The sequence below is a fragment of the Kitasatospora sp. NPDC087314 genome (assembly GCF_044744365.1).
Taxonomy (GTDB): domain Bacteria; phylum Actinomycetota; class Actinomycetes; order Streptomycetales; family Streptomycetaceae; genus Kitasatospora.
In genome coordinates this window covers 37055-61230 of record NZ_JBIUYE010000012.1, presented here as the reverse complement: position 1 = coordinate 61230, position 24176 = coordinate 37055, and the positions used below count along the sequence as shown (strand labels likewise).

At 73.2% G+C, this 24176-nt stretch carries 23 protein-coding genes; 9 read left to right on the top strand and 14 right to left on the bottom strand.

The window, feature by feature from the left end; genetic code table 11:
• Positions 1-47: 47 nt before the first annotated feature.
• Positions 48-1325, top strand: coding sequence for a thymidine phosphorylase (locus ACIO5E_RS25475; RefSeq protein ID WP_400671862.1), 1278 nt, complete (start codon positions 48-50; stop codon positions 1323-1325).
• A gap of 27 nt (positions 1326-1352) precedes the next feature.
• Here the strand turns inward: ACIO5E_RS25475 and ACIO5E_RS25470 are convergent, their stop codons facing one another.
• Together ACIO5E_RS25470 and ACIO5E_RS25465 are read right to left on the bottom strand one after the other, a co-directional pair.
• Positions 1353-1907 (bottom strand): Uma2 family endonuclease, encoded by a 555-nt coding sequence (locus ACIO5E_RS25470; protein WP_400671860.1) that lies wholly within the window; start codon positions 1905-1907, stop codon positions 1353-1355.
• Between the two features lie 26 nt (positions 1908-1933).
• Positions 1934-3211, bottom strand: a complete 1278-nt coding sequence (locus ACIO5E_RS25465) for an MFS transporter (RefSeq protein WP_400671858.1) — start codon at positions 3209-3211, stop codon at positions 1934-1936.
• Between the two features lie 92 nt (positions 3212-3303).
• Here ACIO5E_RS25465 and ACIO5E_RS25460 point away from each other — a divergent pair, with 92 nt between their 5' ends.
• From ACIO5E_RS25460 to ACIO5E_RS25450, 3 genes are all read left to right on the top strand, one after another.
• Positions 3304-4281, top strand: a complete 978-nt coding sequence (locus tag ACIO5E_RS25460) for a LysR family transcriptional regulator (RefSeq protein WP_400671857.1) — start codon at positions 3304-3306, stop codon at positions 4279-4281.
• 108 nt (positions 4282-4389) lie between these two features.
• A complete protein-coding gene (locus ACIO5E_RS25455; RefSeq protein ID WP_400671855.1) occupies positions 4390-5547 on the top strand; it encodes an adenosine deaminase in 1158 nt (385 codons plus the stop codon).
• A 215-nt stretch (positions 5548-5762) separates the two neighbouring features.
• The gene (locus tag ACIO5E_RS25450) at positions 5763-6119 is read left to right on the top strand and encodes an ATP-binding protein (RefSeq protein ID WP_400671854.1); all 357 of its coding nucleotides are present in this window, start codon (positions 5763-5765) and stop codon (positions 6117-6119) included.
• A 123-nt stretch (positions 6120-6242) separates the two neighbouring features.
• On the opposite strand, the gene ACIO5E_RS25445 is transcribed toward ACIO5E_RS25450, so the two are convergent.
• A complete protein-coding gene (locus tag ACIO5E_RS25445; RefSeq protein ID WP_063349060.1) occupies positions 6243-6428 on the bottom strand; it encodes a PspC domain-containing protein in 186 nt (61 codons plus the stop codon).
• Positions 6429-6977: 549 nt separating this feature from the next.
• Here ACIO5E_RS25445 and aspS point away from each other — a divergent pair.
• Together aspS and ACIO5E_RS25435 are read left to right on the top strand one after the other, a co-directional pair.
• Positions 6978-8255: an aspartate--tRNA(Asn) ligase gene (gene aspS, locus ACIO5E_RS25440; RefSeq protein WP_400671851.1), complete on the top strand. Its 1278-nt coding sequence runs from the start codon at positions 6978-6980 to the stop codon at positions 8253-8255.
• A 207-nt stretch (positions 8256-8462) separates the two neighbouring features.
• On the top strand, positions 8463-9149 hold the full coding sequence (locus ACIO5E_RS25435) for a PhzF family phenazine biosynthesis protein (RefSeq protein ID WP_400671848.1): 687 nt from the start codon (positions 8463-8465) through the stop codon (positions 9147-9149).
• Here ACIO5E_RS25435 and ACIO5E_RS25430 read toward each other — a convergent pair.
• The 4 genes from ACIO5E_RS25430 to ACIO5E_RS25415 form a co-directional block, all read right to left on the bottom strand.
• Positions 9119-9730, bottom strand: a complete 612-nt coding sequence (locus ACIO5E_RS25430) for a VanZ family protein (RefSeq protein WP_400671846.1) — start codon at positions 9728-9730, stop codon at positions 9119-9121. The two genes, ACIO5E_RS25435 and ACIO5E_RS25430, sit on opposite strands and share 31 nt — an antisense overlap.
• A 93-nt stretch (positions 9731-9823) precedes the next feature.
• A complete protein-coding gene (locus tag ACIO5E_RS25425) occupies positions 9824-10153 on the bottom strand; it encodes a hypothetical protein (RefSeq protein ID WP_400671844.1) in 330 nt (109 codons plus the stop codon).
• Positions 10150-11694 (bottom strand): ATP-binding protein, encoded by a 1545-nt coding sequence (locus tag ACIO5E_RS25420; protein WP_400671841.1) that lies wholly within the window; start codon positions 11692-11694, stop codon positions 10150-10152. The genes ACIO5E_RS25425 and ACIO5E_RS25420 overlap by 4 nt, the downstream gene beginning before the upstream one ends.
• Before the next feature lie 46 nt (positions 11695-11740).
• On the bottom strand, positions 11741-12418 hold the full coding sequence (locus ACIO5E_RS25415; RefSeq protein WP_030257458.1) for a response regulator transcription factor: 678 nt from the start codon (positions 12416-12418) through the stop codon (positions 11741-11743).
• A 582-nt stretch (positions 12419-13000) separates the two neighbouring features.
• On the opposite strand from ACIO5E_RS25415, the gene ACIO5E_RS25410 reads away from it, so the two are divergent.
• The gene (locus tag ACIO5E_RS25410) at positions 13001-13663 is read left to right on the top strand and encodes a SigE family RNA polymerase sigma factor (RefSeq protein ID WP_400672318.1); all 663 of its coding nucleotides are present in this window, start codon (positions 13001-13003) and stop codon (positions 13661-13663) included.
• 213 nt (positions 13664-13876) lie between these two features.
• Here the strand turns inward: ACIO5E_RS25410 and ACIO5E_RS25405 are convergent, their stop codons facing one another.
• The 4 genes from ACIO5E_RS25405 to deoC all read right to left on the bottom strand — a co-directional run bounded on the left by ACIO5E_RS25405 (position 13877) and on the right by deoC (position 18152).
• Positions 13877-14515, bottom strand: coding sequence for an ATP-binding protein (locus ACIO5E_RS25405; RefSeq protein ID WP_400671838.1), 639 nt, complete (start codon positions 14513-14515; stop codon positions 13877-13879).
• 265 nt (positions 14516-14780) lie between these two features.
• Entirely contained in the window at positions 14781-15686 is a 906-nt protein-coding gene (locus ACIO5E_RS25400) for an aldehyde dehydrogenase family protein (protein WP_400671836.1), read from the bottom strand.
• A complete protein-coding gene (locus tag ACIO5E_RS25395; RefSeq protein ID WP_400671834.1) occupies positions 15679-17160 on the bottom strand; it encodes an aldehyde dehydrogenase family protein in 1482 nt (493 codons plus the stop codon). Before ACIO5E_RS25395 ends, ACIO5E_RS25400 begins: the two co-directional genes overlap by 8 nt.
• 5 nt (positions 17161-17165) lie before the next feature.
• Positions 17166-18152 (bottom strand): deoxyribose-phosphate aldolase, encoded by a 987-nt coding sequence (gene deoC, locus ACIO5E_RS25390; RefSeq protein ID WP_400671831.1) that lies wholly within the window; start codon positions 18150-18152, stop codon positions 17166-17168.
• Between the two features lie 207 nt (positions 18153-18359).
• On the opposite strand from deoC, the gene ACIO5E_RS25385 reads away from it, so the two are divergent.
• The gene (locus ACIO5E_RS25385; protein WP_400671829.1) at positions 18360-19034 is read left to right on the top strand and encodes a PH domain-containing protein; all 675 of its coding nucleotides are present in this window, start codon (positions 18360-18362) and stop codon (positions 19032-19034) included.
• A 93-nt stretch (positions 19035-19127) separates the two neighbouring features.
• Here the strand turns inward: ACIO5E_RS25385 and ACIO5E_RS25380 are convergent, their stop codons facing one another.
• The 3 genes from ACIO5E_RS25380 to ACIO5E_RS25370 form a co-directional block, all read right to left on the bottom strand.
• The gene (locus tag ACIO5E_RS25380) at positions 19128-20855 is read right to left on the bottom strand and encodes a phospho-sugar mutase (protein WP_400671828.1); all 1728 of its coding nucleotides are present in this window, start codon (positions 20853-20855) and stop codon (positions 19128-19130) included.
• Between the two features lie 171 nt (positions 20856-21026).
• Positions 21027-21848, bottom strand: coding sequence for a purine-nucleoside phosphorylase (locus tag ACIO5E_RS25375; RefSeq protein ID WP_400671826.1), 822 nt, complete (start codon positions 21846-21848; stop codon positions 21027-21029).
• A gap of 147 nt (positions 21849-21995) precedes the next feature.
• The gene (locus ACIO5E_RS25370; RefSeq protein WP_280674912.1) at positions 21996-22433 is read right to left on the bottom strand and encodes a gamma-glutamylcyclotransferase; all 438 of its coding nucleotides are present in this window, start codon (positions 22431-22433) and stop codon (positions 21996-21998) included.
• A gap of 99 nt (positions 22434-22532) precedes the next feature.
• On the opposite strand from ACIO5E_RS25370, the gene ACIO5E_RS25365 reads away from it, so the two are divergent.
• Positions 22533-23981, top strand: a complete 1449-nt coding sequence (locus tag ACIO5E_RS25365; protein ID WP_400671823.1) for an NAD(P)H-quinone dehydrogenase — start codon at positions 22533-22535, stop codon at positions 23979-23981.
• Positions 23982-24176: the final 195 nt, after the last annotated feature.

Below are 24176 nucleotides of genomic sequence, written 5' to 3'. Positions count from 1 at the left end.
TCATCTCGCGACACTCTTCGCTTTTGAAACCCCCTCTTGGAGCACGCATGGACGCCATCTCCGTCATCAGGACCAAGCGCGACCGCGGAGAGCTGAGCGACGCTCAGATCGACTGGGTCATCGACGCGTACACCCGCGGCGAGGTCGCCGATGAGCAGATGTCCGCCCTGGCCATGGCGATCCTGCTGAACGGCATGAAGCCGCACGAGATCAGCCGCTGGACCGACGCCATGATCCGCTCCGGCGTCCGGATGGACTTCTCCTCGCTGCCGCTGCCCACCAGCGACAAGCACTCCACCGGCGGCGTCGGCGACAAGATCACCCTCCCGCTCGCCCCGCTCGTCGCCGCCTGCGGCGCCGCCGTCCCGCAGCTCTCCGGCCGCGGCCTCGGCCACACCGGCGGCACCCTCGACAAGCTGGAGGCCATCCCCGGCTGGCGCGCCCTGCTCTCCAACGAGGAGATGCTGGACGTGCTGCGCTCCACCGGCGCGGTCATCTGCGCCGCCGGCGACGGCCTCGCGCCCGCCGACAAGAAGCTGTACGCGCTGCGCGACGTCACCGGGACCGTCGAGGCCATCCCGCTGATCGCCTCCTCGATCATGTCCAAGAAGATCGCCGAAGGCACCGGCGCGCTGGTCCTGGACGTCAAGGTCGGCTCCGGCGCCTTCATGAAGAACATCGACGACGCCCGCGAACTCGCCCGCACCATGGTCGGCCTGGGCACCAGCGCCGGCGTCAACACCGTCGCCCTGCTCACCGACATGTCCACCCCGCTCGGCCTCACCGCCGGCAACGCGCTGGAGGTCCGCGAGTCGATCGAGGTGCTGGCCGGCGGCGGCCCCGCCGACGTCGTCGAGCTGACCCTGGCCCTCGCCCGCGAGATGCTCGCCGCGGCCGGCGTGCAGGGCAAGGACCCGGCCGACGCGCTGCGCGACGGCTCCGCGATGGACCACTGGCGCCGCATGATCGCCGCCCAGGGCGGCGACGTCGACGCCGCGCTCCCGGTCGCCCGCGAGCAGCACGTCATCCCGGCGCCCGCCTCCGGCGTCCTCACCACGCTCGACGCCTACGCCGTCGGCGTCTGCGCCTGGCGCCTGGGCGCCGGCCGCGCCCGCAAGGAGGACCCGGTCCAGGCCGGCGCCGGTGTCGAGATGCACGCCAAGCCCGGCGACACCGTCGTGGCCGGCCAGCCCCTGCTGACCCTGCACACCGACACCCCGGAGCGCTACGACTACGCCATCGAGGCCCTCGAAGGCGGCATCGAGGTCTCCCCGGCCGGCACGGCCTTCACCCCGAACCCGATCGTGCTCGACCGCATCGCCTGAGCCGGACGCCGTCCTGCGGACGTGCGCTCAGGCGTACGTCCGCAGGACGCCGGTGTCGAGCGTCCAGGGGCCGACAGTGATCGTGTCGCCGAAAGCGAAGTCCGTGCGGCGGGTGTAGCCGGGCTCGTCGTGGATGATGCCGGTGCCCTTGCGGGGATCGACCAGGAGATAGAGCGGGATGCCCATGGCCGAGTAGTCGTGGACCTTGTTGTGGTAGTCGTTCTCGGGGTTGGACTTCGAGACGATCTCCACGACGAGAAGGATCTCGTGGGGAAGGAACGCCGGGCTGTCGTCGTCCAGAGCCGCGTCGGGGAACACCATCAAGTCGGGGCTTCGGAGTCGACCGAGGCCGACGTCCTCCAAGTCGGCGCCACCGTGGGCGATGTAGCCGGGGTGGGTCTGGGGCAGCTGGGCGTTGAGCTGTTGTGCCAGGCGGATGACGGCAAGCTCGTGACGCTTCACGGGCGACATCATCATGACGATCTCGCCGTCGGCGATCTCGATCTTCCCTATCCCCGGCACCTTCGGCAGCTGATCCGCGATCTCGCGCAGTCGGGCGTACACGGCAGGATCGATGCTCATGCCCGGGAGTGTATCGGCGGCGGCCGTCAAGCGTCCGCGATCGCTCGCCGGGCCGCGTGGGCCTGGTGGGTGGCGTAGAGGGTGACGGCGGCGGCGAGGGCCATGGCGGCGAGGCCCACGGTGGCGGCGCCGGGCCAGCCGGTGGCGTGGTAGGCGTCGGCGCCGACGGTGCCGCCGAGGCTGTTGCCGAGGTAGTAGGCGATCAGGTAGAGGGCGGAGGCCTGGGCGCGGCCCTCGGTGGCGGTGCGACCGACGGCGGCGGAGGCGGTGGCGTGGCCGGCGAAGAAGCCGGCGGTGATCAGGACCAGGCCGAGCAGGGCGCAGGCCAGGGACTCGGTGAGCGAGAGCAGCAGCCCGGCTGCGGTCACGCCGATGGAGACGTAGAGGGCGCCGCGGCGGCCGAGCCGGTCGGAGAGGCGGCCGGCGGCGGCGGAGGTGCCGGTGCCGACCAGGTAGACGACGAAGATCGAGGCGGCGACCGACTCCGGCAGGTGGAAGGGGGCGGCGATCAGCCGGTAGCCGACGGTGTTGTAGACCGCGCCGAACACGGCCATGAACAGCAGTCCGAGCGCGTACAGCCGGACCAGCAGCGGGTTGCGCAGGTGCCGTCCGACGGTGCGGGCGAGGGCGCGGGCGTCCACCGGGGCCGGGGTGAAGTGCCGGGCGGTGGGGATCAGCAGCCGGAAGGCGAGCGCGGCGAGCAGGGCGAGGGCGGCGGAGGCGGCGAGGCCCCAGCGCCAGCCGAGTGCGGCGGCGGTCCAGCCGGAGAGCAGCCGGCCGCCCATGCCGCCGATGCTGTTGCCGGCCACGTACAGGCCCATCGCGGAGGCCAGGGCGCTGGGGTGGATCTCCTCGGCGAGGTACGCCATGGCGGTGGCGGGCAGTCCGGCGAGCGCGGCGCCCTGGAGGACGCGCAGCACGACCAGGGTGGTGAGGTCGGGTGCGAACGGCAGGGCGAGGGCGAACGCGGTGGCGGCGAGGGTGGAGGCCGTCATCACGGCGGTGCGGCCGTACCGGTCGGACAGGGCGCTGGCGGGGAGCAGGCCGATGGCGAGCCCGAGGGTGGCGGCGGAGGCCGTCCAGCTGGCCTGGCCGGGGGTGAGGTCGAGGTCGGCCGAGAGGATCGGCAGCAGGCCCTGGGTGGAGTAGAGCAGGACGAAGGTCGCGACCCCGGCGGCGAACAGGGCGAGGTTGGCGCGGCGGAAGGCGCGCTGGCCGGGGCGGTGGCGGTCGTCGGCTGCGGGCATGGCGGTGGCGGGGGCATCCGGGACGGTCGCGGATGCCCTGGTATCGGCGGGCTGCATGGCATCGACCGTAGGCGTGGCGCGGCTGATGCGTCCAATGCATGAAGAGTGGAGAATCGATGCGTTGGCGCATGAGTCGAGGTGGTGGCGGGATGTCCCGGACGGACGCGACGGACGTGACGGACGGCACGGAGCCGCGGTACCGGGCGGCGGAGTTGGGGCCGGACGAGCCGGCGGTGCTGCTGGCGCCCCGGCTGGCGCAGTTCGCCGCGGTCGCCCGGTTGGAGCACGTGACGCAGGCGGCCGCGCTGCTCGGGGTGCCGCAGCCGACGCTGTCGCGTGCGGTGGCCCGGCTGGAGGAGGAGCTGGGCGTGGACCTGCTGGCCCGTCAGGGCCGCACGGTCCGGCTGACCAGGGCCGGCCGGCTGCTGCTGGCCTCGGTGGAGCGGGCGCTGGCGGAGGTCGAGCGCGGGGCGGAGGCGGCCCGGGCGGAGGCCGATCCGGAGGTCGGGCGGGTGGCGTTCGGCTTTCTGCACACGATGGGGACGGATGCGGTGCCGGCGCTGCTGAGCGGGTTCCGGGCGGGGCACCCGCAGGTCCGCTTCCAGCTGGTGCAGGACTACGTCGGGGCGATGCTGGAGCGGTTGCGCGAGGGGGAGTTGGACCTCTGCCTGGTCGCGCCGCTGCCGGACGACCCGGCCTTCACGGCCCGCCCGCTGGACGAGCAGCGGCTGCACCTGGTCGTCCCGGCGGACCACCGGCTGGCGGGTCGGCGGCGGATCCGGCTGGCGGAGGTGGCCGAGGAGCCGTTCGTCGGGCTGGAGCGGGGGTACGGGCTGCGCGCGATCACGGACGGCTTCTGCGCGCAGGCCGGGTTCGTGCCGCGGCTCGCCTTCGAGGGGGAGGAGACCGAGACGCTGCGCGGGCTGGTCGCGGCCGGGCTGGGGGTGGCGCTGCTGCCGCCGGCCCTGGTGCCGCGGCCGGGGGTGGTGGAGCTGGAGGTGACGGCGCCGCGCACCCGGCGGGCGATCGGGCTGGCCTGGGCGGCGGGGCGGCCGCCGACCCCGCCGGTGGCGGCGTTCCGGGACTTCGTGCTGTCGCGGCGGGGGCGATTGCTGCAACACGATTGAGCCGAATGTGCCGCGGCTGGCCCGGGCGGTGGAATTCCCGATGGACTTTGGCCGAACCGGCCGTGTTGGCGGTGGTGGGTCTACGCGCGTAGGGGCTATATTTCCGCAATGGAGAAGCAGATCCCTGTCACCGCCGCGGGCACCGGCCCGCGCATCCCCACGCCCGACCAGATCCGCCGCGCGCCGAAGGTGCTGCTGCACGACCACCTCGACGGCGGGCTGCGCCCCGAGACCGTCGTCGAGCTGGCCGCCGCGGTCGGCTACGAGGGCCTTCCGACCACCGACGCCAAGGAACTCGGCGAGTGGTTCCGCGCGGCTGCCGACTCCGGCTCGCTGGTCCGCTACCTGGAGACCTTCGCGCACACCTGCGCCGTGATGCAGACCCGCGAGGCCCTGATCAAGGTCGCCGCCGACTGCGCCGAGGACCTGGCCGCCGACGGCGTCGTGTACGCCGAGGTCCGCTACGCCCCCGAGCAGCACCTGGAGGCCGGCCTCTCCCTGGACGAGGTCGTCCAGGCCGTGAACGAGGGCTTCCGTCTCGGCGAGGCCAACGCCCGCGCGGCCGGCCACCGGATCCGGGTCGGCACCCTGCTGACCGCGATGCGGCACGCCGCCCGCTCCACCGAGATCGCCGAACTGGCCAACCGCTACCGGGACCAGGGCGTCGTCGGCTTCGACATCGCCGGCGCCGAGGCGGGCCACCCGCCCACCCGCCACCAGGCCGCCTTCGACTACCTCAAGGGCGAGAACAACCACTTCACCATCCACGCGGGCGAGGCCTTCGGCCTGCCGTCGATCTGGGAGGCCCTGCAGTGCTGCGGCGCCGACCGGCTCGGCCACGGCGTGCGGATCGTCGACGACATCACGGTGAAGGAGGACGGCGGCGTCGAGCTCGGCCGACTGGCCGCGTACGTCCGCGACAAGCGCATCCCGCTGGAGATGTGCCCGACCTCCAACCTCCAGACCGCGGCGGCGACTTCGTACGCCGAGCACCCGATCGGGCTGCTCAGCCGGCTGAAGTTCCGGGTCACCGTCAACACCGACAACCGGCTGATGAGCGGCACCAGCATGAGCCAGGAGTTCGGGCACCTGGTGGAGGCCTTCGGCTACACGCTGGGGGACATGGAGTGGTTCACGGTGAACGCGATGAAGTCCGCGTTCCTGCCGTTCGACGAGCGGCTGGCGATGATCAACGACGTGATCAAGCCCGGGTACGCCGAGCTGAAGGCGGAGTGGCTGTTCAGCGCGGGTGCCGGCGAGCTCTGAGCGGTCCGGCCCGTTCGAGTGGTCGGGTGAACTCCGTTGTCCCCAACGGGATTTGGCGTTCATCCGACTACTCACTCGACTGAGTGAACGCCCTTTGGCTCTCGCGTGTCCCACTCACTACGGTGTGCCAGTCAATGCTGACAGGCCGTGGCGGCGGTAGGGCCCGTCCGCCCCGCCGCGATGTCGGCCACCGACGAGGACCCAAGGGACGAACCATGAAGCAGGCTCTCAAGGCCGCCGGTACCGCGGCGCTCGGCATCGCCATCGCAGCGGTGGGCGCCGGTAGCGCGTCCGCCGCCGCCCCGGCCCCCGGCGGTGTCGGGCTGCCCACCAGCACCCTGACGAACCCCGCGGTGACCGGCGCGGTCGCCGACACCGCCAACAAGCTGCCCGGCGGCGACAAGGTCACCGGCACGCTCGGCACCCTCGCCCCGACCGCCGGCCAGGCCGCGCCGACCGCCGAGGCGCCTGCTGCCGCGACCCGCGGTGCCATCCCGACCATCCCCGGCGTCGACAAGACCCCCATCGGCGGGCTGACCCACGCCCTGCCGCTGCCGGGCCTGGCCGGCTGATCGAGCCGCCGGCACGGCGACGGGCCGTCCGCCCCGGTGATCCCGGGATCGGGCGGCCCGTCGTCGTGTCCGGCCGTGCGTGCGGCGGGAGTTGTCGGGCAAGCCCGGAGCCGGCTCCGGGGCCTACGGCTCCTGGGGGAGCAGCACCCAGAGGGCGAGGTAGACCAGGCACTGGAGCCCGGGCAGGATGATCGAGATCAGGAAGATCAGTCGTACGGTCCACGGCGTCACGCCGTAGCGCTCGGCGAGCCCGGCGCAGACGCCGGCGATGACGCGGTTGTGGCGAGGACGGGCGAGACGGGCGCTCATGGTCTTCTCCGTGTCGTGGAGCCCGGTCCGGCCGGTCCGGCGGGCTGAGACCGGCCGGCACATGGTGGGCGGCGTTACGACGCCCACCATGTGCCGGCCGGTCGTATGACAACTCTCCGCGACCGCGGGCCCGGAAACGTCCGCCTGGCGGTCGATTCGCCACCCCGCCGAGTCGTCGGTGAGGCGTAGCCGGACGTCGGGGTCCGGCTCAGGGTCCACCCGGAGCGCGGGTGCCCGCCAGGACGGCCGGAAAGCCCGTTGCGGGTGGCGGTGGCCTGATCTAGCCTCTCCGGCAACACGTCGAGGGAGACGAGTACCTCCGGGCCCCGCAGGCCGAGAGAGCCGCCGGCAGCTGTGAAGGCGGTCCTGCGCACCGGAGCGAAGACACTCCTGAGTGCGGGGAGGAAATGCCCCGCCGGCCGGCCCCCGTCAACGGGCCGTAACGAGGCCGCCGCCCGCGCGGGCGGCGGCGAAAGTGCGGTGGCACCGCGAGTTGCCCTTCTCGCCCGCACTCCGAAGGGATCACCACGAAGCCCCTGGAGGGCCGCGATGATCCACCCGACGACCCGTGTCCTGGCCGCCGAACTAACCGGCCACGTCGGCGAATCCGTCGAGATCAGCGGCTGGCTGCACCGCCGCCGCGCACTCAAGTCCGTCACCTTCCTGGTGATCCGGGACCGCTCCGGACTGGCCCAGGTGGTCACCACCGGTGCCGGCCCCAACCTGCCGGAGGAGACCGTGCTGCGGATCCGCGGCACGGTCACCGCCAACCCGCAGGCGCCGGCCGGCGTCGAACTGACCGCCCCGACCGTCGAGGTGCTGTCCAGCCTCGCCGAGGCGCCGCCGTTCAGCCTGTTCCGGCCCACCGTCGAGGCCGCGCTGCCGGTCGTCCTGGACGGCGCGCCGGTCGCCCTGCGCCACCCCCGGCTGTCCGCGCCGCACCGCGTCTCGGCGGCCTCCGTCGCCGGGTTCCGCGCCACCCTGGACGGGCTCGGCTTCACCGAGATCCACACGCCCAAGGTGGTCTCCTCGGCCACCGAGTCCGGCGCGGACGTCTTCGCGCTGGACTGGTTCGGGCGGGAGGCGTACCTGGCGCAGTCCCCGCAGTTCTTCAAGCAGGCGATGGTCGGGGTGTTCGAGCGGGTCTACGAGACCGGGCCGGTGTTCCGGGCCGAACCGCACGACACCGCGCGGCATCTGGCGCAGTACACCAGCCTCGACGCGGAACTCGGCTTCATCGCCGACCACCGCGAGGTGATGGCCGTGCTGCGCGAGGTGGTCGCCGGGATGGTCGCCTCGGTGGCCGGGCGGGCCGGCGCCGCCGCCGACCTGCTGGAGGTGAAGCTGCCCGACGTCCCGGCGGAGATCCCACAGCTCCACTTCGCCGAGGCGATGCGGCTGTTGGGCGTCGACGAGCCGGACCTCGCCCCGGCGCACGAGCGGTGGCTCAGCGAGTGGGCACTGCGCGAGCACGGCAGCGAGTTCCTGTTCGTGGTCGGCTACCCGATGCGCAAGCGGCCGTTCTACACCCACCCGGAGCCGGGGCGGCCGGAGTACTCCAACAGCTTCGACCTGCTCTTCCGCGGGCTCGAACTGGTCACCGGCGGCCAGCGGTTGCACCGGTACGAGGACTACCTGGCCGCGCTGGCGGCCCGGGGCGAGCCGGTCGGCCCGTACGAGGGGTACCTGCGGTCCTTCGCGCACGGCATGCCTCCGCACGGCGGGTTCGCGCTCGGACTGGAGCGCTGGACGGCGCGGCTCACCGGCACCGACAACATCCGCCGGACCACGCTCTTCCCGCGTGACCTGCACCGCCTGACCCCCTGACGGCGGTGGGGGCACCGGTCCGGTCGGTGCCCCCACCCCCCGTGCGGCGGATCAGCCGGCCGGGTACGGCGGCTGCGGCTGCCCGGGCTGGGCCGGCTGCCCGGGCTGCGCGTAGGGGTTGTTCGGGACGGCCTGCGCCGGCGGGGCGTACAGCGCGGCCTGCGGAGTCGTTGCGCTCCGCCGAAAGGGCAATTGACGAGGTGGGAAATGACTGATTATGAGGTGCTGCGGGTCTTTTGCGGGCCCGATGGCGGGTACGGGAACGAACTCGGCGTGGTGCGGGCGGGCGCCGCGCTGCCGGACCGGGCGGACCGTCAGGCGTTCGCGCGGGAACTCGGCTTCAGCGAGACGGTGTTCGTCGACGACCCGGAGCGCGGCGAGATCGACATCTACACCCCGACGCTGCGCCTGCCCTTCGCCGGCCACCCGTGCGTGGGCGCCGCCTGGCTGCTCGGGGTGGACCGGCTGGTCACGGCCGCCGGGGAGGTGGACGTCCGGCGCGACGGCGGACTGACCCTGGTCGCGGCGCGCCCCGCGTGGGCGCCGCCGCGGACACTGCGGCGCTACGCCTCGGCGGCCGAGGTGGACGCCCTGGAGGTGCCGCCGCCGGGGGAGTGGATCTACGCCTGGGCCTGGCAGGACGAGGCGGCCGGCACCGTCCGGGCGCGGGCCTTCCCGGGGCGGGGCGACGGGATCGACGAGGACGAGGCGACCGGCGCGGCGGCCCTGCTGCTCACCGCGCACCTCGGACGGGCGCTGACCGTCACCCAGGGCCGGGGTTCGCAGCTGCTGACCGGGTCGCGCCCGGGCGGGCTGATCGAGGTCGGCGGCCGGGTGCGGCGGACCCTGCCGGAGGGCGGGCCTCAGCGGGCGGGCGGCGTGGGCTCGGCGTAGGCGCGGGCGTGGGCACGGGCGCGGGGGACGGGTGCGACGGCGGCCACCGGCGGGCTGACCCGTACGGTCACCTTCGGCGCCCGCACCCCCGGCCGCCGGTCCCGCAGCAGCCGCCGCAGACCGGGGACGAGGGCCAGGTGGGTGACGGCCACGCCGATCACGGCGAGCAGTATGTGGTCGACGTTGAGGACGTGCCCGGGCGTCCAGGAGGAGAGGAACTCCAGGCCGGTCGCCAGCAGGGCGGAGACCCCGGTGGTGCGCAGGAAGGACGGCAGCCAGGGGGCCCGCGGCCGGCCGCCGGCCAGCGGGAGCAGCACGCCGAGCGGGGCCAGCAGGAGGAACTCGCCGACCACCTGCCAGCCGGTGGAGGAGCGGAGCGACGCCAGCGGCGTCAGGTTGGCGTCGTAGACCCAGGCCACCGGCAGCGGCCTCAGCACCACCAGCCAGAGCACCAGCGCCAGGTAGCAGGTCAGGCCCGCCAGTCCGGCCGATCGGAGGGGACGGTGGACGGCCGCCGCCGGCCGGTTCTCGGTCCGTGCGCCGGAACGCTCGTCGCGTGTCCTGGTGCCATCTCGCTGCACGGGGGGAAGGACGTGGGCCGGTGGCGCGGTGGTTCCACCCGGGCGTGAACATTCCCGGCCGCGCCCCGGGCCCCCGGGGCGCGGCCGGGTGCACTACCGGCAGGGCGCCGCCGTCGGCACCGCGCTGAACACGTTGTCGGGCGGCGGAGTGCCGGGCGCCACCACGGTGGGCGTCGGGCTCGGGCTCGGGCTCGCGCCCGCCTTGGCGGCGCCGCGGGTCGGCGGCGTGCTCGGTGCGGGCGGGGACGGCGTGGCCGCCAGGGCGGCCGGTATGTGCGGGGAGGTCGGGCAGGCCGTCCGGCTGGCCGGGGCGCCCGCGTCCACCGGGACGGCGGTCGGCCGGATGCCGCAGCCGGAGGCCAGCGCGAGCAGCAGCAGGGCGCCGGCGGTGCGGCGCAGGGCGGTGCGGGTGGGGGAGGTCACGTGGCGTCCTTGTCCTGGGCGGCGTCGCCGGCGGGGCCGCCACCGGTCTCGCCCTCGGCCGGCGGGGGCGGCGGGGCCAGCGGCAGCGTCAGCGTGAACACCGCTCCGACCTCCCCGTTCGCCGCCGTGATCGTCCCCCCGTGGATCTGTGCGTTGGCCATCGCGATCGACAGTCCGAGGCCGCTGCCCTCCGAGCGGGCCCGTCCCCGGTCCGCCTTGTAGAACCGGTCGAAGACGTGTGGCAGCACGTCCTCGGGGATGCCCGGGCCGCTGTCGGAGACCTCGACCACGACCGAGCCCGCGCTCTCCCGGACCCTGACCCGCACCGGCGAGCCGCCGTGCTTGAGCGCGTTGCCGATCAGGTTGGCGAAGACCACGTCGAGCCGGCGCGGGTCGACCACGGCCAGGATGCCGCGCGGGGCGTCCAGCTCGACCGCGTCGTACCAGGCCCGGCCGTCGATGCAGGACATGATCAGGTCGGCCATGTCCACCTCGTCGGCGACCAGCCTGGCGGTGCCGGCGTCGAAGCGGGTCACCTCCATCAGGTTCTCCACCAGGTCGGACAGCCGCCGCGTCTCGCTGACCACGAGCCGTACGGCCGGCTCGATCATCGGGTCCAGCGACTCGGCCTCGTCCTCCAGGATGTCGGTGACGGCGGTCATCGCGGTGAGTGGAGTGCGCAGCTCGTGCGACATGTCGGCGACGAACCGCCGGCTCTGCGCCTCGCGCGCGCTCAGCTCCTCGACCTGTTCGTGCAGCGATTCCGCGGCCCGGTTGAACGTCCGCGCCAGGTCGGCGAGTTCGTCCCCGCCCTCGACCTCCAGCCGGGTGTCCAGGTGTCCCTCGCCGAGCCGCCGGGCGGCGTCGCCGAGCCGCTTGACCGGCCGCAGCACCGTCGACGAGGCGGCCTGGGCGAGCAGCGCCGAGCCGATCAGCGCGAGCAGGGTGGCGATGGCCAGCGACCAGCCCAGCGTGTTGAGGTCGGCCCGCTCGTTCTCCAGCGACTTGAACATGTACGCCGTCGGGCCGGTCGGCACCACCTTGGTGCCGCCGATCACGAACGGCCGGCCCGCCAGGTTCTGCCGCTGCCAGTACAGGTGGTACGGGTAGGGGTTGGTCTCGGTGACCTCGCGCTGCCTGGCGACGGTGGACTGCAGCGCCGCCGGGACGTCGGCCAGCGTGAACTGCCCCGGGTCGGAGGAGGCCGTGCACTCCGGGTGCGCCGGGTCGACCACCACCACGTCGTAGCTCAGTCCGGAACTGGCGACGGTGGACGCGAGCGCGGTCAGGTCCGGGCAACTCGCGTTCAGCGGCAGCGCGGAGACGTTGCGGCTGAGCGAGACCCGGAAGTCGTTGAGCGCGGTGTCCTGGGCGCGCTTGAGCACCGCGTCGCGGTTCAGCCAGTAGGCGATGCCGGAGGCCGAGACGGCGGCGAGCAGCGCGACCGCCGCGAACACCGCGATCAGCCGTACCCGCAGGGAGCGCAGCCTGCGCCACGGGCCTGCGGCGAAGCGTCGGGGCGTCGTCTGTTGGTCAGTCACAAGAGCCTGTCGTCGTACGGAAGTTCAGGGCGGAGGGGAGGGCCGGTCAGGCCGGCGGGTCCAGCCGGTAGCCCACCCCGCGTACGGTGCGGATCAGGGTCGGCGCGGACGGCACGTCCTCGACCTTCGCCCGCAGCCGCTGCACGCAGGCGTCCACCAGGCGGGAGTCGCCCAGGTAGTCGTGCTCCCAGACCAGCCGCAGCAGTTGCTGGCGGGAGAGCGCCTGGCCGGGGCGGCGGCTGAGTTCCAGGAGCAGCCGCAGCTCGGTCGGGGTGAGCTGGAGGTCCTGTCCGTCCTTGGTGACGGTCATCGCCGCCCGGTCGATCACCACGCTGCCGTACGCGGAGGAGTCCGAGCTCTCCCGCTCGCCGCGCCGCAGCACGGCCCGGATCCGGGCGTCCAGCACCCGCGGCTGCACCGGCTTCACCACGTAGTCGTCGGCGCCGGACTCCAGGCCGACCACCACGTCGATGTCGTCCGAGCGGGCGGTCAGCAGGATGATCGGCAGCTGGTCGGTGCGGCGGATGCGGCGGCAGACCTCGAAGCCGTCGATTCCGGGCAGCATCACGTCCAGCACGATGAGGTCCGGCCGCTGCTCCTTGAAGAGCCTCAGACCGTCCTCGCCGGAGGCGGCGGTGGCCACGCGGTGGCCCTGGCGGGTGAGGGCGAGTTCGAGGCCGGTCCGGATGGCGTCGTCGTCCTCGATCAGAAGGAGGAAAGGCACGGCCCCATTTTGGCCCACTCGAAGCGTCGAATCACCCCCCGGACCGGTCGGCACCCGTATGGGAACCGGAAGGAGAGGTACCGGCGTCCGCTACGGAGGGAGGCGGACCGGGACGAACGGCCCGCCCCTGTGACACCCCTGTGACAGTCGGCGGACAGCGCCATCACAACCGCCGGGCAGGATTTTCCATGTCGCCGCAGGACAGCGGGCCAACCCGGCCGGCTGGAAGGCGGCAACAGGAACCGCTCGTACCGACCCAGGGGGCGCACGATGAACGCCATGCTTCAGACCCGGACCAACCCGGCTGTCCGCACCGCGCGTTCGTCAGCGACCACCACGCGGACCCGGTACGAGGTCAGGACCGACGAGAACTCCGGTGCCGTGACCGTACGGGGGTGCGCGCACAGCACCGGTGGAAACCCTGTCGCCCGTCGGGTGAGCGGCGGCGCCAGGGCTGGGGAGCTGTACGGGATCGGCCGGGTGGGGAACGCGGCCGATTCCGCCGGCACCCTCACGCTGCGGGGGATCCTCCCCGTCCGCGTCGAGGGCAAGGACGCCCCGGGGGGAAGCAGGGGAAGCGGTCTGCGGACGGTCGGCTCGGGGGAGTCGGCCGGTCGTGAGGCCGCCGGTGCGACGCTGCTGCGGCTGAACCCCGCCGCGGCCCGCACCACCGAGGCGGGACAGGGAGACGCGCAGGGGGAGCACCCGGCCGTCGCGGAGGACCACATCACGGAGTTCACCGCGTACGTGCGCGAGCGCCGCGCCTCCCTGTACGCCACGGCGTACCACCTCACCGGTGACCGCTACGAGGCCGAGGACCTGCTGCAGAGCGCGCTCTTCAGCACCTACCGGGCCTGGGGCCGGATCACCGACAAGGCCGCGGTCGGCGGGTACCTCCGCCGCACCATGACCAACCTGCACATCTCCGCCTGGCGGCGCCGCAAGGTCAACGAGTACCCGACCGAGGAGCTGCCGGAGACGGCCGGCGACACCGACGCGATGGGCGGCACCGAGCTGCGCACCGTGCTCTGGCAGGCGCTGGCGAAGCTGCCGGAGAACCAGCGGACCATGCTGGTGCTGCGGTACTACGAGGGCAAGACCGACCCGGAGATCGCCGACGTGCTGGGGATCAGCGTCGGCACGGTCAAGAGCAGCATCTGGCGGGCGCTGCGCCGGCTGCGCGAGGACGAGCACCTGAACAAGTCGGGCGACACCGTCCGGGCGTTCGGCGAGCTGGTCGCGTAACGCGCAGGGGCGCGCGGGACGCGCAGGAGTGGGACTCCCGTCGGGGGACGGGTAGCGGACGGTCGCGGTCCGTGGACGCCGGCTCGGGGGAGCGGTGACCACGGGGAGCCCGGGGATCGTTCGGGGAAGGCGACGGGCCCGGTGCGGGGGAGACGCACCGGGCCCGTCGTTTTCCGTTCTCCCGCGGCCGCTCCTCGTCCGCTCGCGCCGTGCTCAGACGGACGAGAGCTGCCGCGGCCCGGCGGCGGCGCGGATCCGGCGCTCGGCCTCCGCACCGGCGCACGGGTGCGAGCCCAGGGTGACCTGCCGCCCGACGATGGAGCGCTCGGCGCGCATCAGCCGCCAGCCGCGGCGCAGCAGCACGGGCAGCGACTTGCGGCCCTCCCGGACGTCCCGGCGCAGCCGGCGCCAAGCCGTGGTGAGCGCGCCGTTGCGCAGGCACAGGGCGTCGCCGAGCAGGCCCTCGGCAGCGCACTCGGCGGTGATCTCGGCGGCGAAGATGCCCTCGGCGATGAACGCGGGGGCACCGGCCAGGTCCAGGGTGCGGGTGGCGATCCGGCCGTTGTCCGGGATCGAGTACACCGGGACGTCGGTGCGGCCGGTCTCGTGGAGGCTGCGGATCGCGGCGACGGCCTGGTCGCGGTGCCAGGCCAGGGGGGAGTCCCAGTCGACCGCGCCGTCCGGCAGCAGCGGCAGGGTGGGGTCGTCCCCGTCCTTGTAGAAGTCGTCCAGCTGCAGCACGGGCAGGCCGCTGCGCTCGGCGAGCGAGGACTTCCCGGAGCCGGAGGGGCCGGACAGCAGGACCACCAGGGCGCGGGTCGTCGGCGCAGGATTCAGCGGGTCGTCACTCACGGGACACCAGTCTGACGCATCGGGGCCCGATGCCGAAACCGGTCGGATCACACCTTCTGCCGGGCCCGTGGGTCGGCGAGCGCGACGTGGACCATCGGCAGCCGCCGGAGTGGCGACGGTGAGCGGCGGCGACAGGCGGCGAAAGGCGACGGACCCGCGCCAGGGGGGGAGAGGCGCGGGTCCGTCCAATGACCGTCCGGGCCCTGGGGGGGAGAGGGCACGGGGGACGGCCAGTCTGTGGAGTTGTTACTCGGTGACGGGGAGGTCAGATCCCCATCGGGTGCCAGACCGTCTTGGTCTCCAGGAAGGAGAGTAGCCGGTCCGTACCGGGCGCATTGGTCCAGTCCTGGGCGAACGGGTCCAGCTCCGGACGGACTACCCGCTTCAGGGTATCCGCGGCGGCCGCTTCCAGCGCCTGCGCCGCGCCGGGGCCGTCGGCGGCGATCGCCCCGGTGAGGTCCAGCGCGTTGACGTCCTGGTGCGAGGCCAGCGTGGGCGCGATGTCGGCCGTGCGGCCCGAGACGATGTTGACCACGCCGCCCGGGACGTCCGAGGTGGCGAGCACCTCGCCCAGCGACAGGGCCGGCAGCGGGGCGTCCGCGGCGGCCGCGACCACGACCGTGTTCCCGGTGGCGATCGCCGGGGCGATCACCGAGACCAGGCCGAGCAGCGAGTGCCCGTACCCGGCCTGCGGGGCGACGATCCCGACCACGCCGGTCGGCTCCGGGGTGGAGAGGTTGAAGAAGGGGCCGGCGACCGGGTTGGCGCCGCCCGCGATCTGGGCGACCTTGTCCGTCCAGCCCGCGTACCAGATCCAGCGGTCGATCGCGGCGTCCACCAGCGCGGCGGCCTTCTTCGGGCCGATGCCCTCGGCGGCGGACACCTCGGCGGCGAACTGCTCGCGGCGGCCCTGCAGCATCTCGGCCACCCGGTACAGCACCTGGCCGCGGTTGTACGCGGTGGTGCCGGACCAACCCTTGACCGCCGCGCGGGCGGCCACGACGGCGTCGCGGGCGTCCTTGCGGGTGCCCAGCGGGGCGTTGGCGAGCCACTCGCCCTTCGTGTCCGTCACCTCGTACACCCGCCCGCTCTCGGAGCGCGGGAACTTCCCGCCGACGTACAGCTTGTAGGTCTTGAGGACGTCAAGACGCGCGTAGGTCGTGTCAGACATCGAGGTAGGCCTCCAGACCGTGGCGGCCACCCTCGCGGCCGTAGCCCGACTCCTTGTAGCCGCCGAACGGCGAGGTCGGGTCGAACTTGTTGAAGGTGTTGGCCCAGACCACGCCGGCCTTGAGTCGGCTCGCCGTCCACAGGATGCGCGAGCCCTTCTCCGTCCAGATGCCGGCGGAGAGGCCGTACGGGGTGTTGTTGGCCTTGTCGACCGCCTCGGCGGGGGTGCGGAAGGTCAGCACCGACAGTACCGGGCCGAAGATCTCCTCCTGGGCGATCCGGTGGGCCTGGCTGACGCCGGTGAACAGGGTCGGCTTGAACCAGAAGCCGGTGCCCGGGAGTTCGCAGTCGGGCGACCAGCGCTCGGCGCCCTCGGCCTCGCCGGCGTCGGTCAGCTCGGTGATCCGGGCCAGCTGGGCGGCCGAGTTGATGGCGCCGATGTCGGTGTTCTTGTCCAGCGGGTCGCCGACCCGCAGGGTGGCCATCCGGCGCTTCAGGGCGTCCAGCAGCTCGTCCTGGATCGACTCCTGGACCAGCAGGCGCGAGCCCGCGCAGCAGACGTGGCCCTGGTTGAAGAAGATGCCGTTCACGATGCCCTCGACCGCCTGGTCGATCGGCGCGTCGTCGAAGACGATGTTCGCGGCCTTGCCGCCCAGCTCCAGCGACAGCTTCTTGCGGCTGCCGGCCAGCTGCTTGGCGATCGCCCGGCCGACCGGGGTGGAGCCGGTGAAGGCGACCTTGTTGACGTCCGGGTGCGCGGTCAGCGCGGCGCCCGTGCGGCCGTCACCGGTGACGATGTTGACGACGCCCTTCGGCAGACCGGCCTGGCGGCAGATCTCGGCGAAGCGCAGGGCCGTCAGCGGGGTGGTCTCGGCCGGCTTGAGGACGACCGTGTTGCCGGTCGCCAGGGCGGGCGCGATCTTCCACGCCAGCATCATCAGCGGGAAGTTCCACGGGATGACCTGGCCGGCCACGCCCAGCGGGCGCGGGTTCGGGCCGAAGCCCGCGTAGTCCAGCTTGTCCGCCCAGCCCGCGTAGTAGAAGAACCACGCGGCGACGGTCGGGATGTCGAAGTCGCGGGTCTCGCGGATCGGCTTGCCGTTGTCGATCGACTCCAGCACGGCCAGCTCGCGGCTGCGCTCCTGGATGATCCGGGCGATCCGGAACAGGTACTTGCCGCGCTCGCTGCCCGGCAGCGCCGACCAGTCGGCGAAGGCCTTGCGGGCGGCGGCGACCGCGCGGTCCACGTCCTCGTCGGTGCCCTGGGCGAACTCGGCGAGCACCTGCTCGGTGGCCGGGTTGACCGTCTTCAGGGCCTCGCTGCCGGAGGAGTCGACGAACTCGCCGCCGATGAAGTGGCCGTAGGAGGTGGCGATGTCGCCCGCGGCGGCGGGGGACTCGGGGGCCGGGGCGTAGGCGAAGAGGCCTCCGGCCGGCTTGGCCGCGGGCTCCTCGGTGTTCTTCTTCTTGGCCATGGTGATCAGTCCACCGTCACGTAGTCGGGGCCGGAGTAGCGTCCGGTGGTGAGCTTCTGGCGCTGCATCAGCAGGTCGTTGAGCAGGCTGGAGGCACCGAAGCGGAACCAGTGCGGGGTCAGCCAGTCGTCGCCGAGGGTCTCGTTGACCATCACCAGGTACTTCATCGCGTCCTTGGTGGTCTTGATGCCACCGGCCGGCTTCACGCCGACCTGGACGCCGGTCTGCGCCTTGAAGTCGCGGACCGCCTCCAGCATCAGCAGGGTGACCGGCGGGGTCGCGTTGACGGCGACCTTGCCGGTGGAGGTCTTGATGAAGTCGGCGCCGGCCAGCATCGCCAGCCAGGAGACGCGGCGCACGTTGTCGTACGTCTGCAGCTCGCCGGTCTCGAAGATCACCTTGAGGTGGGCGGAGGTGCCGTCCGGGCGCTTGCACGCCTCCTTGACGGCGACGATCTCGTTGAAGACGTCGAAGTAGCGGCCGGAGAGGAAGGCCCCGCGGTCGATCACCATGTCGATCTCGTCGGCGCCCGCGGCGACCGCGTCGGCGGTGTCGGCGAGCTTCACCGGGAGGGCGGCGCGGCCGGCCGGGAACGCGGTGGCCACCGAGGCGACCTGGATGTCGGTGCCCCGCAGGGCGGCCTTCGCGGTGGCGACCATGTCCGGATAGACGCAGATGGCGGCGACGCGGGGGGTGGTCGGGTCGGTCGGGTCGGGGGTCCTGCCCTTGGCGCAGAGGGCGCGCACCTTGCCGACCGTGTCCGCGCCTTCCAGCGTGGTCAGGTCGATCATCGAGATCGCCAGGTCGATGGCGTAGGCCTTCGCCGTGGTCTTGATCGAGCGGGTACCGAGGGCGGCGGCACGCGCCTCCAGGCCGACCTGGTCGACGCCGGGCAGGCCGTGCAGAAAGCGGCGGAGCGAGGCCTCGGACGCCGCAACGTCCTGAAGGCCGCTGCCCGCAACGCCGGGGGCATTGGCTGCAACAGTGGACATAGTCACCAGAGCAGCATATCTACGCGCGTAGTCGACCGCTAGACCCCCCACTTTTCGTGGCCGGACCGAGACATCCGGGGCCGTGGCGGGGCGGCGGCGGGGATGCGTGGGCCGGGCGAGCGGAGGAGGGTGACCGGGTGGTCCGGGGACGGCATTCGATGCCGGACCGAGACCTCTCGGTGGGGGGCATGGGGCAGAATCGACGGCATGACCGATTCCGACGGCAAGCCCCACCGGGGTTCCGCCGCCCCCGACGGGGAGCCCGCGTACGCGGACCGCGTGTACCGCTCTGTCCCCGGTGTGATCTCCGGAGTGCTGCTGTTGGCCGTCGCCGCCTGGCTGATCGGCGACGCGGTGCTGAACGGGACCGGGAAGACGCCGTACGTCGCGCTCGCGTCGGTGCCGGTGTTCGCCTTCCCGGTGATCGCCTACACGCTGCGCCCGGAGGTGCGGGCCGGCAGCAGCCGGCTGGTGGTGCGCAACCCGTGGCGGACCATCACCGCGCCGTGGGCCGCGGTGGACACCCTGCGCGCGGGGTACTCGGTCGAGCTGCTCGCGGGGGGCAAGAAGTACCAGGTGTGGGCGGTGCCGGTGTCGCTGCGACAGCGCAAGCGGGCGACCCGGGCCCAGGAGCGCGGCGGCGCCGAGCACGCCTCCCGGATGGGGATGGTGTTCGGCCGCCAGTCCAACCCGGTGGTACAGGGCTCCCCCGACCCGACCCGAGCCTGGTCCGACCAGGTGACCACCGTGCTGCAGGAGATGGCCGAGCGCAACGCCGCCCGCCCCGACGCGGCCGGTCCGGTCGTGGTGTCCTGGTGCTGGTGGGTGATCGCGCCGACGCTGGTGGGCCTGGCCGCGCTGATCACGGCGATCGCGGTCTGAGCGGAACGCGCTCCGAGCAGAAGCGCAGCGGACACACGGAAGGGGCCCGCCGGTACGCGACCGGCGGGCCCCTTCCGTGTGGGCGGGCGGGCGTCAGGCGGCGATGCCCGCGGCCTCGGCCAGGTCGCGCTTGACGGCGTCGAGCAGCTCGGCGGCCCGCTCGCGGGTGGCGGTGAGGTCGGCGGCGGTGGCGACCGGCAGGACGACCTCCAGGTAGCACTTGAGCTTGGGCTCGGTGCCGGACGGGCGCACCACGATGCGGGCCGAGCGGACGGCCTCGCCGGCCAGGTAGTAGCGCAGGCCGTCGGTGGGCGGCAGGTCGGCGGAGCCGGCCGACAGGTCGTCGGCGCGGGTGACCTGGAGGCCGGCCAGGACGGTCGGCGGCTGCTCGCGCAGGCGGCGCATGGCGTCGGCGATCAGCGAGAGGTCGTGCACGCGGACGGACAGCTGGTCGGTGGCGTGCAGGCCGTGCTCCAGCGCCAGGTCGTCCAGCAGGTCGTTCAGGGTGCGGCCGGACTTCTTGAGGGTGGCGGCCAGTTCGGCGACCAGCAGGGCGGCGGTGATGCCGTCCTTGTCCCGGACGCCCTGCGGGTCGACGCAGTAGCCGAGCGCCTCCTCGTAGCCGTAGCGCAGGCCGTCGGCGCGGGCGATCCACTTGAAGCCGGTCAGCGTCTCGGCGTAGCCCAGGCCGGCGGCCTCGGCGATCCGGCCGAGCAGGGTGGCGGAGACGATGGTGGTGGCGAAGACGCCCTCGGCCTTCTTGGCGACCAGGGCCGCGCCGAGCAGCGCGCCGACCTCGTCGCCGCGCAGCATCCGCCAGCCGGCGGCGCCGCTGCCACCGCCGGCCGCGTCGCCGTTGGTGGGGACGGCCACCGCGCAGCGGTCGGCGTCCGGGTCGTTGGCGATCACGATGTCCGGGCCGACCGAGGCGGCGGTGCGGAAGGCGAGGTCCATCGCCCCCGGCTCCTCCGGGTTGGGGAAGGCCACGGTCGGGAAGTCCGGGTCGGGCTCGGCCTGCTCGGCGACGACGGTGGGCGCCGGGAAGCCGGCCCGGCGGAAGGCGGCGACCAGGGTGTCGCGGCCGACGCCGTGCATCGGGGTGTAGACGACGTCGAGCTCGCGCGGGCTGTGCGCGTCGACGATCGAGACGGCCCGGGCCAGGTAGGCCTCGATGACGTCCTCGCCGAGCACCTCCCAGCCCTCCTCGGCGCGCGGGACGTCGTGGAGCGAGTCGATCGCGTCGATCTCGGCGGCGATCCCGGCGTCGGCCGGCGGGACGATCTGCGAGCCGTCGCCCAGGTAGACCTTGTAGCCGTTGTCCTGCGGCGGGTTGTGGCTGGCGGTGACGGTGACGCCGGCGGCCGCGCCCAGGTGGCGGACGGCGAAGGCGAGCACCGGGGTCGGCAGCGGGCGCGGCAGCAGCGCGGCGCGCAGACCGGCGCCGACCACCACGGCGGCGGTGTCCCGGGCGAAGTCGTAGGACTTGTGGCGGGCGTCGTAGCCGATCACGACCAGGTCGCCCAGGTTCTGCTGCTTGACGTAGGCGACCAGGCCGGCGGCGGCCCGGATCACCACGGCGCGGTTCATCCGCATCGGGCCCGCGCCCAGTTCGCCGCGCAGGCCGGCGGTGCCGAACTGGAGTCGGCCGGAGAAGCGCTCGGCGAGGTCCGACCAGGCGAGCTTGCTGTCCGTCTCGGCCTCGGGGCCCTCGGCCAGGGCCAGCAGGGCGGTGAGCTCCTCGCGGGTCTGCGGGTCGGGGTCCTCGGCCAGCCAGGTGCGGGCCCGGGCGAGGAGGTCGGTGGTGGTGGGTGCCTGCGTCATGGCTGCCAGCTCCATCGGGAAGTGCGTCGGTTCGTCGGCCGGAGGGTTCCGTAAAGACCGGAGGGTTCCGTAGAGGGGTGTGCACATGCGGACGGGGCCCGCGGGCGGGTGTGATCAGCGGATCACGCCGCCCGTGGGCCCCGTCGTTCACGATTGTGCGCCTGGTGGGCGTCAGATCCGGTCAAGGACCTTCGCCAGCAGCTCGCCCATGCGCTCGGCCGAGGCCTTGCCGGCCTCCAGGACCTCCGCGTGGTTGAGCGGCTCGCCGGTGATGCCGGCGGCCAGGTTGGTGACCAGCGAGATGCCGAGCACCTCGGCGCCGGCCTCACGGGCGGCGATGGCCTCCAGGGTGGTGGACATGCCGACCAGCTCGCCGCCGATCACCCGGGCCATGTTGACCTCGGCCGGGGTCTCGTAGTGCGGGCCGCGGAACTGGACGTAGACGGCCTCGTCGAGGGTCGGGTCCACCTCGCGGCAGAGCGCGCGCAGCCGCTTGGAGTACAGGTCCGTGAGGTCGACGAAGTTGGCGCCGACGATCGGGGAGTCCGCGGTGAGGTTGATGTGGTCGCTGATCAGGACCGGCTGGCCGGGGACCCAGCCCTCGCGCAGACCGCCGCAGCCGTTGGTCAGCACGATGATGCCGCAGCCGGCCGCGGCGGCGGTGCGCACGCCGTGGACGACGGTGGCCACGCCGTGGCCCTCGTAGTAGTGGTTGCGGCCGAGGAAGATCAGGGCGCGCTTGTCGCCGATCTTCACCGAGCGGATCGTGCCGGCGTGGCCGGCGACGGCGGGGGCGGGGAAGCCCGGGAGGTCGGTGACCGGGAACTCGGCCACGGTCTCGCCCAGGGCGTCGGCGGCCGGCACCCAGCCGGAGCCCATCACCAGGGCGACGTCGTGCCGCTCGGCACCGGTCAGCTCGCGCAGGCGCTCGGCGGCGGCCTGGGCGGCGGCGTAGGGGTCGGCGGAGACGACCGACTGAGGGGTTGCGTTCACGGGTCCGAGGATAGACGGGATTTGGCTACGCGCGTAGAAAATCCGGCGCGGCATGTCGGATCGTTACCCGGTTGACCCGAAAACACAGCTTGGTGGCGCCTTTCGGGTGACGGTTCTCGTCGGTACGTCCAAAGGGCCCGGCTCCGGTCAGCAGGGGCGGCGGCGCAGGTCCATCACGTAGTCGTGCGGGGCGCCGGCGCTCTCCGCGGCGTCGGCGATCAGGCCGAGGTAGCGGGCGGCGGGCAGGCCGCCCTCGTAGTCGTTGAGCACGTACGTCCAGACCGGGATGTCGCCGTCCAGGGTCTGGGCGCGCAGTTTGATCTTGCGGTAGATGCCGAGCTGGACGCCCTCCCAGCGGTCCAGGCCCTCCTCGTCCATCGGCGCGACGTCGTACAGCGTGACGAAGACCTGGTCCTTCCCGTCCTCGACGACGGTGGCCAACGAGCCCTCCCAGCCGAGCTGTTCGCCGCCGAAGGTGAGTCGCCAGCCGTCCAGCCACCCGGAACCGCGCAGGGGGGAGTGCGGGGCGCGGCGGGTCATCTGCCGGGCATCGAGGTTGGTGGCATACGCGGCGTAAAGGGGCATGGGGGGAAGACTAGCCCGGCGGATGGACGGTCCGGGGCGACTGGGCGATCGCACAGGAGCGCGGACCCCGGCGTGGCGGCGATCCCGGCGTGCGGGACAATGGTGCACGTGACTCGGATCGTGATCATCGGTGGCGGACCCGGCGGCTACGAGGCGGCGCTGGTGGCCGCTCAGCTCGGCGCGGAGGTGACCGTCGTCGACCGCGACGGTCTGGGCGGATCGGCGGTGCTCACCGACTGCGTGCCGTCGAAGACCCTGATCGCGACCGCGGAGGTGATGACCACCTTCGACACCTCGTACGAGGAGCTGGGCATCACCGTCGCCCAGGACGGGGGCGCGGACGCGGCCAAGGTCATCGGCGTGGACCTGGGCAAGGTCAACCGCCGCGTGAAGCGCCTGGCGATCGCGCAGTCCCACGACATCACCCAGTCGGTCACCCGGGCCGGGGTCACCGTGCTGCGCGGCCGGGGCCGGCTCGGCTCCGGCGGGCAGGCGGTGGACGGCTCCCGCGAGGTGCTGGTGGACGCGCCGGACGGCACCGTCCAGTCGCTGCGCGCCGACGCGGTGCTGATCGCCACCGGCGCCCACCCGCGCGTGGTGCCGGACGCCCAGCCGGACGGCGAGCGGATCCTCACCTGGACCCAGGTGTACGACCTGGAGGAGCTGCCGCGCGAGCTGATCGTGGTCGGCTCCGGTGTGACCGGTGCCGAGTTCGCCGGCGCCTACCAGGCGCTCGGCTCGAAGGTCACGCTCGTGTCGAGCCGCGACCGGGTGCTGCCGGGCGAGGACCCGGACGCCGCCGAGGTGTTGGAGGACGTCTTCCGCCGCCGCGGCATGAACGTGATGAGCCGGACCCGGGCCGAGGGCGCCAAGCGGGTCGGTGACGAGGTCGAGGTGACCCTGTCCAACGGCCAGGTGGTCACCGGCACGCACTGTCTGATGGCGGTCGGCTCGATCCCCAACACCGCGGAGATGGGCCTGGAGGAGGCCGGGGTCAAGCTCAACGACTGGGGCCAGATCCAGGTCGACCGGGTCTCCCGCACCAGCGCCCCGGGCGTGTACGCGGCCGGCGACTGCACCGGCGTCTTCATGCTCGCCTCGGTGGCGGCCATGCAGGGCCGGATCGCGATGTACCACGCGCTCGGCGACGCGGTGCAGCCGCTGAACCTGAAGACCGTCGCCTCCAACGTCTTCACCGACCCGGAGATCGCCACCGTCGGCTACACCGCGGCCGACGTGGAGTGCGGCAAGATGGACGCGGTCGTGGTCAAGCTGCCGCTGCGCGGCAACCCGCGGGCGAAGATGCAGGGCATCCGGGACGGCTTCGTGAAGCTGTTCTGCCGCCCGGGCACCGGCATCGTGGTCGGCGGCGTGGTCGTCGCCCCGCGTGCCAGCGAGCTGATCCACCCGATCGCGCTCGCGGTGGACGCCAATCTGACCGTCGAACAGGTGGCCAGCGCCTTCACCGTCTACCCGTCCGTCTCCGGCTCGACCGCCGAGGCCGCCCGGCAGCTGCACATCCGCAAGCGGGCCGACGGCGAATCCTGAGCGTCCGGCGCACAGTTGAGGGCGGCTGCCGATCGGCGGCCGCCCTTTTGCGCAGGAGTGATCGTCACCCGGACGGCGGGCGCAGCCCCGGGATGCTGACGGCGCGTATTGTACGGTCACGCGCCGCTCTTGCGCGAGCAATTCCCGCTACTAGCTGCAAACGCCTGAAAGCAGACGGTCACGCAGGTTACCGTC